The 12,748-nt window shown below is 62.4% G+C and carries 10 protein-coding genes; 6 read left to right on the top strand and 4 right to left on the bottom strand.

Going from position 1 to position 12,748, the window contains the following annotated elements; all coding sequences use genetic code 11:
• Window positions 1-8 precede the first annotated feature (8 nt).
• The 3 genes from gluQRS to queF form a co-directional block, all read right to left on the bottom strand.
• Window positions 9-920: a tRNA glutamyl-Q(34) synthetase GluQRS gene (gene gluQRS, locus ACJMKX_RS04920; protein ID WP_405221899.1), complete on the bottom strand. Its 912-nt coding sequence runs from the start codon at window positions 918-920 to the stop codon at window positions 9-11.
• A gap of 28 nt (window positions 921-948) precedes the next feature.
• Window positions 949-1,329 carry an RNA polymerase-binding protein DksA gene (dksA, locus tag ACJMKX_RS04915; RefSeq protein WP_405223754.1) on the bottom strand — a complete coding sequence of 127 codons (381 nt, stop codon included), beginning with the start codon at window positions 1,327-1,329 and terminating at the stop codon, window positions 949-951.
• A gap of 556 nt (window positions 1,330-1,885) precedes the next feature.
• Window positions 1,886-2,317 carry a preQ(1) synthase gene (gene queF / locus ACJMKX_RS04910; RefSeq protein ID WP_405221896.1) on the bottom strand — a complete coding sequence of 144 codons (432 nt, stop codon included), beginning with the start codon at window positions 2,315-2,317 and terminating at the stop codon, window positions 1,886-1,888.
• Between the two features lie 115 nt (window positions 2,318-2,432).
• Between queF and smc the strand changes: the two genes are divergently transcribed.
• From smc to ACJMKX_RS04885, 5 genes are all read left to right on the top strand, one after another.
• The gene (smc, locus tag ACJMKX_RS04905) at window positions 2,433-5,936 is read left to right on the top strand and encodes a chromosome segregation protein SMC (RefSeq protein ID WP_405221893.1); all 3,504 of its coding nucleotides are present in this window, start codon (window positions 2,433-2,435) and stop codon (window positions 5,934-5,936) included.
• A 22-nt stretch (window positions 5,937-5,958) separates the two neighbouring features.
• Complete coding sequence (gene zipA, locus ACJMKX_RS04900; RefSeq protein ID WP_405221890.1) at window positions 5,959-6,699, top strand: cell division protein ZipA; 741 nt, start codon at window positions 5,959-5,961, stop codon at window positions 6,697-6,699.
• Between the two features lie 9 nt (window positions 6,700-6,708).
• Window positions 6,709-8,757, top strand: coding sequence for an NAD-dependent DNA ligase LigA (ligA, locus tag ACJMKX_RS04895; protein ID WP_405221887.1), 2,049 nt, complete (start codon window positions 6,709-6,711; stop codon window positions 8,755-8,757).
• 84 nt (window positions 8,758-8,841) lie between these two features.
• Window positions 8,842-9,687: a DUF6502 family protein gene (locus ACJMKX_RS04890; RefSeq protein ID WP_405221884.1), complete on the top strand. Its 846-nt coding sequence runs from the start codon at window positions 8,842-8,844 to the stop codon at window positions 9,685-9,687.
• Window positions 9,688-10,134: 447 nt separating this feature from the next.
• Window positions 10,135-11,037, top strand: coding sequence for a DUF6502 family protein (locus ACJMKX_RS04885; RefSeq protein WP_405221881.1), 903 nt, complete (start codon window positions 10,135-10,137; stop codon window positions 11,035-11,037).
• Between the two features lie 169 nt (window positions 11,038-11,206).
• On the opposite strand, the gene ACJMKX_RS04880 is transcribed toward ACJMKX_RS04885, so the two are convergent.
• Window positions 11,207-11,863, bottom strand: coding sequence for a hypothetical protein (locus ACJMKX_RS04880; protein ID WP_405221878.1), 657 nt, complete (start codon window positions 11,861-11,863; stop codon window positions 11,207-11,209).
• Window positions 11,864-11,884: 21 nt separating this feature from the next.
• On the opposite strand from ACJMKX_RS04880, the gene ACJMKX_RS04875 reads away from it, so the two are divergent.
• On the top strand, window positions 11,885-12,439 hold the full coding sequence (locus ACJMKX_RS04875) for a hypothetical protein (protein WP_405221875.1): 555 nt from the start codon (window positions 11,885-11,887) through the stop codon (window positions 12,437-12,439).
• The last annotated feature ends 309 nt before the right edge of the window (window positions 12,440-12,748 follow it).

The following is a 12,748-nucleotide window of genomic DNA, read 5'->3' as shown; positions in this document are numbered from 1 at the left end:
AAGACCCCTCAGGCACCTGGTACGCTCGCCAGCGAGCGCAGTCTCCCGGGCCGCCAGTTGGCAAGGGCCCACTCCCACACGGCATCCGGGCTGGCGCCCGCCAGATCCGCGGGCGGTTCCTGGCGCAGGCCGGCGAGCGCCCGGCAGAGCGTGGGCGCGACCGCCTGCGCCTCGATGGTGATGGGCGCGGCTCCTGTCTGTTTACTCAGTTTCTCGCCATCGGCGCCCACGGCGACGGGGATGTGCATGTAGCTCGGCGTTGGCAGCCCGAGAAGGCGCTGCAGGTGGATCTGGCGCGGGGTCGAGTCGAGGAGGTCGATGCCCCGGACCACGTCGGTGACCCCGTCCACCGCGTCGTCGATCACCACTGCGAGCTGGTAGGCGACGAGACCGTCCCGGCGCCGGATCACGAAGTCCCCGAGTTCGCTCTCCAGTCGCTGTTCGATGGGCCCCTGCAGCCGGTCGACCATGGCGATGGGCTCGTCCGTCGTGCGCACCCGTATCGCGCGTGCGCCGCGGCCGCCGCCGTCGCGGCAGGTGCCCGGGTAGATCGGTCCCATCGCGCCCTGGCGGGCCGTACGGGCGAGGACGCGCCGCGTGCAGCGGCAGGGGTAGGCGAGGCCGTCGGCGAGCAGGCGTTCGACAGCGGCCCGGTGGCGCTTCTCGTTGCGGCTCTGCCGCAGCACCGGTCCGTCCCACTGGAAACCATAGACCTCGAGACAGCGGACGATGGCTTCGCCCGCGCCGGCCTCTTCCCGGGGCGGGTCGATATCCTCGATCCGGAGCAGCCATTGTTCGCCGCGGACGCGGGCCTCGAGATAGCTGGCGACGGCGGCCAGCAATGAACCGAAATGAAGCGGGCCGGTGGGCGAGGGAGCAAAGCGGCCCACGCCGGGCACGCGGGGGGGATCGGCGTTCAACTGGGCTCCGCCGTCCGCGCCGCGTGACTCAGCGGTACTGGTCGTCCCGGTCGCGGAACTGCCGTTCGGCGAGCTCGCGGCGCTCCTGCGCCTCCAGGCAGAGCGTCGCCACCGGGCGCGCCTCGAGCCGCTTCAGCCCGATCTCCTCGCCGGTCTCCTCACAGTAGCCGTAGGTGCCCTCGTCGATGCGGTTCAGCGCAGCGTCGATCTTGCGCAGCAGCTTGCGTTCCCGGTCGCGGGTACGCAGCTCCAGTCCGAATTCGGACTCCTGGGTGGCCCTGTCGCTCGGGTCCGGGAAGTTGGCCGCCTCGTCCTGCATGTGATGCACGGTCCGGTCGACCTCCTCCATCAGCTCGCGTTTCCAGGCGCTCAGGATCTGATGGAAGTGATCCAGCTGTTCGGCGCTCATGTATTCCTCGCCCCGCCGCGGCTTGTACGGCTCCAGGCCGTGCAGGGGACCGGACAGCACCTCCGAGCGGCTGCGCGTACGCTTCTTCGCGGCCTTCTTCTTTCCGGTCTTTTTCGCGGGCGCCTTCCTGGCGGTCTTCTTGCCGGCGGCCTTCTTCTTGCTCGGCGCTTTCCTGGTGGCAGCCTTTTTCTTTGCCGCCTTCTTCTTTGCCACCTTTTTCTTCGCCGGGGCCTTCTTCGTCGCTTTCTTCTTCCCGGCCGCCTTCTTCTTCACGGCCTTCTTCTTGGCGACCTTCTTCGCCGGCGCTTTCCTGGTGACCTTCTTCTTCGCCGTTTTCTTTGCCGTAGCCTTCTTGCGCGGCGCGGCCTTCGACTTGGAAGCGGTCTTCTTGCGGCTCTTGGCCTTCGTTGCCTTCTTCTTTGCAGGCATCATCTCTCTCCGGGAAAGGCGCGTCAAAAGCGCGGGATTATACATCCAATACGCGCTCTGAAAAGCGACATTTCCGGCTTTTTGTTCGGGTGGAAACGCGGCTCCGCCGAGCGGTGCCGCATGGCGGTCATTCGCCGCCGGCGGGAGGCGGGAGAACCACCGGAATCTGCGGCTCCCAGTCGGCCCGGCGATGCTCCACCACGACCTCGGTATACACGCCGCCACGCACGTTGAAATCGGCGGTGAGTCGCAGGAAACGGGGCTCCATGGCGGCAACGAGGTCCTCCAGGATCCGGTTCGTGACCGCCTCGTGGAAGGCGCCCTCGCCGCGAAACGACCAGACGTAGAGCTTCAGCGATTTCAATTCGACGCAGCGTGCGTCCGGGACGTACTCGAGATACAGCGTGGCGAAGTCCGGCTGGCCGGTCTTGGGACAGAGGCAGGTGAACTCGGGCACCGTGATCCGGATGGTATAATCCCGGCCGGGGTTGGGATTCTCGAACGTCTCCAGTTGCTTGCTCGGGCCCGTTGCGGGGGCCGGCGAACGAATCTCGCTCATCGGGATTTCTGCTCCTCGTGTGGCCGGTCTGCGTCGATTTTCCTGGCAATCGTCACCGTCCGGAATTTACTTTACACTAGCGCGTTTTGGCGGGCTATTGCCGTAAGATCACCAGATGCGACTGAGCAAAATCAAGCTATCCGGCTTCAAGTCCTTCGTTGATCCCACCACCATTTCGTTTCCGAGCAACCTCGTCGGCGTCGTAGGCCCGAACGGTTGCGGCAAGTCGAACGTGATCGACGCGGTGCGCTGGGTGATGGGAGAGAGTTCGGCGAGCCGCCTGCGGGGCGACTCTATCACGGACGTCATCTTCAACGGCTCCAGCGCTCGCAAGCCGGTCGGCGCGGCCACCATCGAGCTCCTGTTCGACAACTCCGATGCCACCATCGGCGGGCAGTACGCCCAGTACTCGGAGATCTCCATCAAGCGGTCCGTCTCCCGCGACGGTATCTCCACCTACTACCTGAACGGCACGCGCTGCCGCCGCAAGGACATCACCCACGTCTTCCTCGGCACCGGGCTGGGGCCGCGCAGCTATTCGATCATCGAGCAGGGCATGATCTCGCGGCTGATCGAGGCCAAACCGGAAGAGCTGCGTGTCTATCTGGAAGAGGCCGCCGGCATCTCCAAGTACAAGGACCGGCGCCGGGAGACCGAGAACCGGATCCGCCATACCAAGGACAACCTGGAGCGTCTGGCCGACCTGGTGGACGAAGTCGAGAAGCAACTCAAGCATCTCGACCGCCAGGCGAAGACGGCGGAACGCTACAAGCGCCTGAAGGCGGAAGAGCGCCGCACCCGGGCCGAACTGCTCGCCCTGAAGCTGCGGGACCTGGATGCCCGGGCGGCGGGGCAGGAGCGCCACCAGGCGCAGAAGGAGAATGCCCTGCAGGCGGCCGTGGCCGAACAGCGCCGCATCGAGGCCGCCATGGAGCAGGCCCGCGTGGGCCAGAGCGAGCGCAGCGAGGCTTTCAACGAGATCCAGGGCCGCTACTATCGCATCGGTGCCGAGATCGCCCGTCTGGAGCAGGCCATCGAGCACGGCAGAGAGCTGCGCCAGCGCCAGGAGCAGGACCTCGCGCAGGCCCGGGCCGCGGCGCGCGAGATCGAGGACCACATCGAGCAGGACCGCAACGAGCTGGACCAGCTCGAGCTGGCACTGAACGAGCTGACGCCGGACCTCGAGCAGGCCCGGGGCCGTGAGGCTGCTTCGGCCGATTCGCTGCAGCGCGCCGAGGAAGCCATGGCGTCGTGGCAGTCGCGCTGGGACGAGTTCGTGCGCCGCGCGAGCGACGTGGAGCAGTCGGGCGAAGTCGAGCGCGCCAGGATCGAGCAGCTCGAGGGCCAGCTCGAGAAACTGAGCCAGCGCCGCCAGCGGATCGGAGACGACTCCCGCGGCCTCTCCGTCGACGAGCAGAAAGAGGCCGTCTCCGGTCTCACCGGCGAGGAGAGTGCGCTGCGGCAGGCAGCCGAAGAGGCGGACGCCCGGGTGAACGAGCTACGCCAGCAGATCGCCACGCTGCGGGAGCAGGAGGTGCGCATCGGCCGTCACCTGGAGGCGCGCAAGGACGAGCTGCAGAAGGCGAGCGGCCGCTATACCTCGCTGGAGGCCCTGCAGAAGGCGGCGCTCGGCGAGGCGGACGGCACCGTTGGCGGCTGGCTCGAGTCCGCAGGGCTCGCCGACCGGCCGCGGCTCGCACAGCGTCTCAAGGTCGAGGACGGCTGGGAGCGTGCGGTGGAGACCGTGCTGGGTTCCTACCTGCAGGCGGTCTGTGTGGACGATCTCGTCGCTGCCACCCGTTCGCTGGAAGAACTGAACGAAGGCTCCCTGACACTCGTGCAGGGGAGCGAGAGCTCCCTGGCGACCGGAGAAGGCCGTCTCGCGGCCCGGGTCCGCGCCGCACCCCAGGCGGTGCTCGACCAGTTGCAGCACGTGCGCACGGCGGACTCGCTGCCGGCGGCGCTCGCGCTGCGGGACCGCCTGGAGGACAACGAATCCATCATCACCGCCGAGGGTATCTGGCTCGGCCGCAACTGGCTGCGAGTCAACCGGGAGAAGGACGCGCGGGGCGGCATCCTGAAGCGTGAGCAGGAGATGCGCATGCTGAAGGACGAACTGCGCGAGCAGCGTGTGCGGGTGGAGACACTGGAGAAGACCCTGCACGATACGCGCCGACGGCTGGAGAGCCTCGACGAGCAGCGCGAATCCGTGCAGCAGGCGGCTGCAGACCGACATCGCCGCCAGGCCGACGCCCAGGCCCGGCTCGAGAGCGCGCGGTATCGGCTCTCCCAGATCGAGGAACGCATCGAGTCGTTCCGCACGGAGACCGCCGATATCGACCGGGAAGTCGAGGCCACACGGCAGCGGCTCGAAGACAGCCGTCAGCATCTGGAGCAGTCGCGTGCCGATGTGGGTTCGCTCGAGAAGCAGCGCTCGGAGCTGGAGACCCAGCGCGAGCAGCTCCGCGGCGAACTCGCGCGGGTTCGCCAGCAGGCGGAGCAGGACCGGGCCGAGACCCAGGCGATCGCACTGCGATACGAGTCGCGCCGTTCCTCACGGGAGTCCGCCAGTCAGAGTCTCGCGCGCATGAAGTCCCAGCTAGGTCAGTTCCACCAGCGCGAGGCGGGGCTCAAGGAGCAGCTCGCTGCGGGCGAGGAGCCGATCCGGCGCCAGGAAGAGGCGCTGGAGGTGCAGCTGCGCGAGCGCGTGGAAGTGGAAGGCACCCTGGCCGAGGCGCGCCGCGCGGTGGAAGCCGTGGATGCGGAGCTCAGGGAACTCGATCAGCAGCGTCTGGCCAACGAGACCGCCGTGGAGTCGGCCCGCCAGGCCGTCGACCAGGTGCGCATGGCGGTACAGGAGATTCGTGTCCGCCGCGAAGGTGTGGCCGAGCAGTTTGCCGAGACCGGCTTCGAGCTGGAGACGGTCCTCGCGGAGATGCAGGAAGACGCCTCGGCCGAGGTCTGGGAAGAGAACCTGCACAAGCTCGGCGCCCGCATCGATCGGCTCGGGCCCATCAATCTTGCCGCGATCGACGAATTCAAAGAGCAGTCGCAGCGCAAGGAATACCTCGACGCCCAGCTGGCCGACCTGAACGAGGCCCTGACCACGCTGGAGGGGGCGATCCGCAAGATCGACAAGGAAACGCGTACGCGCTTCCGCGAGACCTACGACCTGGTGGACGCCGGTTTCAAGCGACTGTTCCCCAAGCTCTTCGGCGGCGGGCACGCCTACCTGGAGCTCACCGGCGAGGACCTCCTCTCCGCGGGAGTGACCGTGATGGCGCGGCCGCCCGGCAAGCGCAACAGCACCATCCACCTGCTCTCGGGCGGCGAGAAGGCGCTGACCGCCGTCGCCCTGGTATTCGCCATATTCGAGCTGAACCCGGCGCCGTTCTGCATGCTCGACGAGGTGGATGCGCCGCTGGACGACGCCAACGTCGGCCGTTTCTGCGATATCGTCCAGGAAATGTCGTCCCAGGTGCAGTTCGTGTTCATCACGCACAACAAGGGCACCATGGAGATGGCGCGCCAGCTCACTGGCGTTACCATGCAGGAGCCCGGCGTCTCCCGCCTGGTATCGGTCGATCTCGACGAGGCGGTGAAAATGGCGGCGAGCTGATCCGGCGTCGCTGGTCGTTGCCATGGACGAATTACGCGTCATCCTTCTCCTGGTCGGTATCGCCGTCGTCGGCCTCGTGTACTGGCACAGCCGACGTCAGGCCCGGCGCCGTGAGTCCCAGCCGGAGGTGAGGCTGGAGCCTGCGTTCGACGAGAACGACGTCAGCGCCGACGACGACACGGCCTCACTCCCGGAGCTGGAAGCGGACGAGCCCGACGCTACCGTCCGCGACGATGACGAGTACGATGACGGTTTCGACGACGATATCCCGGTCGGCGAGACCCGCGACTTCGTCGGCGACAGCGAGGAGAACGCCGAGACGGCCGAACAGCCGCAGATCGAGCAGAAGATCGTCACGCTGCGACTGGTGGCACGCGGCGACGATCACTTTAACGGCGAGCAGGTCGTACTCGCCCTGCGCGGCCTCGGCCTGCGCCACGGCAAGTTCGGCATTTTCCACCGTGTGGAGGGCACCGACGACGAGAGCATCGTCTTCAGCGTGGCCAGCCTCGTGGAGCCGGGCACCTTCGATCTTGCGAACATCCGCCAGCAGGAACTGCCCGGTGTCAGCATGTTCATGGTGCTGCCCGGACCGAAGGACGGTGCCGAGGCCTTCGACGAGATGATGGAAACCGCCCGCGCACTGGCGGACTCGCTGAACGGGGAACTCCTCGACGAGGCCGGCAGCACCATGAGCGTTCAGCGTGAGCGGTTCCTGCGCGAGGAGATCATCCAGTACCAGCACGGTCTGGCCGTGAGCTGAAGGCGCTCCGTGAGCGTTCCCGCCGCCAAGAGAAAACGCGTCGAGCAGCTCCGCGAGGAGATCCGCCAGCACAACTACCGCTACTACGTTCTCAACGATCCCTCCGTCCCCGATGCCGAGTACGACCGGCTCATGCGTGAGCTGGAAGCGCTGGAGGAGGAGTACCCGGCACTGCAGGACCCCGACTCGCCGACCCAGCGGGTGGGAACCACACCGGTCAGCGAATTCGGCGAGGTCCGGCATGGCGTGCCCATGCTCTCACTTGCCAACGCATTCTCGGAAGAGGAGCTGCGGGACTTTCATCGTCGGGTGATCGACCGACTCGAGCTGGACGAGGAGCAGGGCGAAGAACTCGTCTACCACGCCGAGCCGAAAATGGACGGTGTCGCCGTCAGCATGCGTTACGAGGGCGGCCGCTTCGTGCAGGCCGCCACCCGCGGCGACGGAACCACGGGCGAGGACATCACCCACAACGTGCGCACCATCCGCAGCGTCCCCCTGCGCCTGCGCGGCTCCGGTTATCCGCGCGTCATCGAGATCCGCGGCGAGGTCTTCATGCCGAAAGCCGGCTTCGAGGCGTTCAACCGCCGGGCGGAGAAAGCGGGTGAGAAGACCTTCGTCAACCCTCGCAACGCGGCGTCGGGCAGCCTGCGCCAGCTGGACCCACGCATCACCGCGAAGCGGCCGCTCGAGATCTTCGTCTACGGCATCGGCGAATACTCCGGCGGCGATCTGCCCGATCGTCAGAGTGGGATCCTGAAGCAGCTGCGCCACTGGGGCCACCGTACCTGTCCGGAGACGGAGACCGTGAGCGGGGTCGAGGGCTGCCTTCGTTATTATGGGCAAATCGCCGAGAAAAGGGACTCGCTCCCGTACGAGATCGATGGTGTCGTCTACAAGGTGGACAGACTCGATCATCAGCGCGAACTCGGCTTCGTCTCCCGTGCACCGCGATGGGCCATCGCCCACAAATTCGCGGCCCAGGAGGAACTCACGGTCGTGCGCGACGTGGAATTCCAGGTCGGACGCACCGGCGCCGTCACGCCGGTGGCCCGCCTGGAGCCCGTCTTCGTCGGTGGCGTCACCGTGAGCAACGTCACCCTGCACAACATGGACGAGATCGCCCGCAAGGACGTCAGAATCGGCGATACCGTCATCGTGCGGAGGGCGGGAGACGTCATCCCCGAGATCGTCTCGGTGGTCACCGACCGGCGTCCGAAGAACGCGAGGCAGATCAGCCTGCCCGAACACTGCCCCGTCTGCGGATCGGCGGTGGAGCGCCCGGAAGGCGAGGCCGTCGCCCGCTGCTCCGGCGGTCTCATCTGCGCCGCCCAGCGCAAGGAGTCGCTCCGGCACTTCGCCTCGCGCCGTGCCATGGACATCGACGGGCTCGGCGAGAAAATCGTCGAGCAGCTCGTTGAATCCGGCAAGGTGGAATCCCCGGACGATCTCTACCGGCTGACGGCAGAGGAACTCGCCGAACTCGAGAGGATGGGCGAGAAATCCGCCGAGAACCTCGTCGCGGCACTGGAGAACAGCAAGAAGACGACCCTGGATCGCTTCCTCTACGCGCTCGGTATCCGCGAGGTGGGCGAGGCGACCGCTGCGAATCTAGCGCAGTACTTCGGCGACCTGGACGCACTGATGGCCGCGGATCAGGAAGCGCTGGAAGCGGTACCGGACGTGGGACCGGTAGTCGCATCGCACATCCATGCGTTCTTCGCAGAAGACCGCAACCGCACGGTCATACAGGCTCTGCAGGATCTCGGCATCACCTGGCCCAAGGGCAAGGCGGCGGGTGCGGTATCCGAAACCGGACCATTCGCCGGCAAGACCGTCGTGATCACGGGAACGCTCAAGTCAATGACCCGGGATGAAGCAAAGGACCGCATCCGCGCGGCAGGCGGCAAAGTGACCGGAAGTGTCTCGAAGAAAACAGACTTTGTCGTAGTCGGTGAGAACGCGGGCAGCAAACTGGAAAAAGCCGAGGCTCTGGGCATTGAGACGATTGATGAGGATAGGCTGGGGGAGATGATCCAGGTCGCAGATAGCGTCTAACGAAAAAGGCTCAATTGCGAGGGAGGGACAACAGTGGGTCGGACAGTTGGCAAATGGGGCGATTTTCCCAGCATTTGGAATTAATTGACCGTACCTGTTGGCAGTCCTATATTCCGCGCCATGCTCGGCGCTACTCAACAGAAAATTCTTGATGCTCTTTATGGCCTCATGAGGCAGGTGGCTAGGATTCTTCTGCGTTCAGGTATTGGATATAGAGAGTTTGCTGAGATAGCAAAGACAGCTTTCGTAGATGTTTCGACGACTGATTATGGCTTACGTGGTCGTCCAACCAATATTTCCCGTGTAGCCGTTATGACGGGGCTTACCCGGAAAGAAATCAGACGAATTCGTTCGAAAATAGACGGAGCGGAAGCGAGCAGAGTTTATCGTACTGTGCCTGCTTCAGATGTACTGCATTTCTGGCATACAGATCCGTTATTTCTTGACGAAGATGGACAGCCTGCCGCGCTCGATTTCGATGATCACAACAACTCCTTTGCCGCGCTTGTAAAGAAGTACGGTGGAGATATTCCTCCTGGGGCTATGCGGACTGAACTGAAGAGGGTTGGCGCTGTAAGCGAGGATGAGGATGGACGTCTGAGGGCGCTGAAACGAAGCTTCTCTCTTCCGACATCGTCGGAGAAAATCGCGGAGGGCTTGGTTGGTTTGAGCGCCTTGGGACAGACGGTTGCTCACAACGCTGATTCGTTGGATAAAGGTGTTAGCACCTATGTGCAGAGGACCGTCGAAACCAAGCGAATTAGCGCCGAAGACGCTAAACGACTTCGGCGTATCGTCAGCAGCCGCTTGATTGAGTTCTCGGAATCCATCGATGACCTTTTTGGGGCGTATGAAGCGCTTCACGAGAGTGAAGCAGACAATTCCAATGAAGTAATCGGAGTTGGGCTCTACTATTTCCAAGGGGATTAATAACTGCCGCCCGTTGGACCTCTTCCTTCGGTCGGTGTTAGGGAGAGTTGCGCAGAATCAGATCTGTCGCAGCAAAATTGGCATTAAGAGCCTATCCTGGGTTTTCCTACCCAACGCGCTTGTTTGTGCGATCGCACAAAAATCTGACCGCGTACGCGGGCCCTTCTAGATCTAACGACGCAGCGACTCAACAAATTTTGTGTCACATCTAGTTGACATAAAATCAGTGAGTTATGTGAACTAGACTGGCTACCCACCGGCTACCCACTCGGGCGATCGGTCCTCCTACTTGGCGAATTTCAGTCAATTCTGGGAAAAATTTGTCAATTTGTCTCCGAAAGAGGAGAATTATGTCGCAAAGCGGATACCGCCTTTTACATCTTCTCGCTTGTATTTGAAATAATTAGAAACTATGTTAAGAACCCAGAAAATACGAAGTTCCACCAGATGAGCGCGGATAACGCGGCCGCTGCTGGATCGCCGGAGATCAGAGACAGCCTGCGAAAGGCATTTAGGCGTTTGCTTAACCCGCTCGTCAGGATTCTGCTGCGAAGTGGGATGGTGGCTAAAGACTTAGAGGAGATTGTCAGACAAGTCTTCGTAGATGTTGCTTCTTCAGAAGAGTTCGCGATCGAGGGTCGATCTCGGGTTAGCAACACACGATTGGCAATTCTCACTGGGCTCACTCGTAAAGAGATTGCGAGGCTTAGGAGGGGGGAGTCGTTTCAAAGAGACTTTAGCAACATGTCCCGTGTCGCTCGGGTACTGAACGAGTGGCAGCGAAACGCGCGTTACACAGGAGCCTATGGTGTTCCTCTTGAGTTGCCTTTCGATGCCGATAGAGACGAGCCGAGTTTCACGGAGCTGGTCAAGCTCTACAGCGGGGACATGCTGCCGAGGGCGATGTTGGATGAACTCTTGAGGATCGATGCTGTTAAGCAATTTGACGATGGAACGCTGAAGCTGCAGAGCTCTACGTATCTTCCCTCGCCGATGGATGAAGCGAGCATTGAGCATTTAGGCACGGTAATACAAAGGATCGCGGATACGCTCAATCACAATAATGACGAGCGATACGCGGCAACGAAGCGAGTAGAGCGGTTGGTGTATTCCGATCAGGGATTTCCGGAATCGAAGTACCCAGATTTTCAGAGAGTAGTAAGAGATAGGTCGGCGGAGTTTTTGGAAGCGATCAATTCCTGGATCGTGGCGAATGAACTTTCGGATAACGCTCCGGATACGCCAGCCATCAGAGCGGCGCGACGAGGAATTCGGAGAGTGTATGCCGGGGTCGGCGTCTATCAGTTCCTGGATGAGGCCGACTCTGCGAGCGAAGAGGACAAGAAATAGAAACCCAGTTGACGGCTAGGACGCCCGATTGACTGGGACTAATGGCAGCACGAGCGAGCTGTCAGAGCGAAAACTTAGGAGAAGTACAATGAGGATGACTTGGGGCATTGCGTTTGCCGTCGCGCTGGGGTTTGCGGCCTCGCATGTGACTGCCGAGCAGGCCACGTCTTCAACGCATGCGATTAGCGTTGGGAGTGGTGCCAAGGCAATCGCTGTGGGTAGCGGGTCCAAAGCTATCCAGGTAGGAAGTGGTGTGGACGCGATTGCTGTCGGTAGTGGGGCGCACGCGATTCAGGTTGGTAGCGGTGTCCACGCTATCCAAGTCGGTAGCGGCGCGCATGCTATCCAAGTTGGTAGTGGTGTAGACGCTATCGCTGTCGGAAGCGGGGTACACGCGATCCAAGTGGGTAGCGGCGCTCACGCTATCCAGGTCGGCAGCGGCGCGCATGCTATCCAGGTTGGCAGTGGTGTAGACGCTATTGCTGTCGGAAGTGGGGTGCACGCGATCCAAGTGGGTAGTGGCGCTCACGCTATCCAGGTTGGTAGTGGTGTAGACGCTATTGCTGTCGGAAGTGGAGTTCACGCGATTCAAGTGGGTAGCGGCGCTCACGCTATCCAAGTCGGCAGCGGCGCGCATGCTATCCAGGTTGGCAGCGGTGTAGACGCTATTGCCGTCGGAAGTGGGGTACACGCGATCCAAGTGGGTAGTGGCGCTCACGCTATCCAGGTCGGCAGCGGCGCGCATGCTATCCAGGTTGGCAGTGGTGTAGACGCTATTGCTGTCGGAAGTGGAGTTCACGCGATTCAAGTGGGTAGCGGTGCTCACGCTATCCAGGTCGGCAGCGGCGTGGACGCAATTGCCGTTGGCAGCGGAGTTCGAGCTATCCAGGTTGGTAGTGGCGTGTTCGCTATCCAGGTTGGCAGTGGTGTCGATGCAATTGCAGTAGGCAGCGGTGTGAAGGATGTAGATTCATCCTCACTCATCGAACTTTTTGCTCCCGTAGACGCTGTGACCGGTAGTCGTACGCTTCAGGTACTTGGCCGTACAGTGGACTTAAGTAGTTTTCCTGAGAATGCGGCTGGTGTCTTTTCTGCAGGTAACATGACGTATTTCCAAGGTGTTGTTGGTAAGGACGGCACGTTTAGGGCATTGACCGCGGTTGTCTACCCTGAGGCCCATGTTCCTGGTTCCACAGAAGTTCTAGTAGCTGGACCCGTCCAGTCTGTTGATCGGACAACTGGTACTGCTGTGATTGGCGGATTTAGTGTCGACATGACGCAGTCACTGGGGCAGGCGGCTCTTCCGGCCATTTCAGCGGGCAATCGCTTCGCAGCGTATGGAAGCGCTTTCCCGGCGACCAACGTGTCAGTTTTCGCGAGTGCTCTAAGCGAACTTGACTAAAAAAAAGCCGGCATCCCTGCCGGCTAATATCTCGCCTCAACTTAGGAGATTTGAGGGTTGGAGGAATCTTCTCCGAGCGATAAGAGAAGATTCGAGAGAGAAGTTACCGGAGGGCTGACTCGCCCGGTGTGATGCGAGTCACAATTCCCGGACAAAAAAAGGGCGCCATTCAGGGTGTGTCAAAACCCTGCGGGCCGGCACTAACGACAACGCCCCGGAGCATTCCGGGGCGTTGTTTTTTTGAGGGTTGTCGATCAGGCCGCGGCGGCGGTGATCAGTCTTTGGCGAAGCTCGGTGTTGCCCAGCACC

It is taken from the genome of Lentisalinibacter sediminis, assembly GCF_040706615.1.
GTDB lineage: Bacteria > Pseudomonadota > Gammaproteobacteria > Steroidobacterales > Woeseiaceae > Lentisalinibacter > Lentisalinibacter sediminis.
This window is presented reverse-complemented; position numbering and strand designations above follow the sequence as displayed.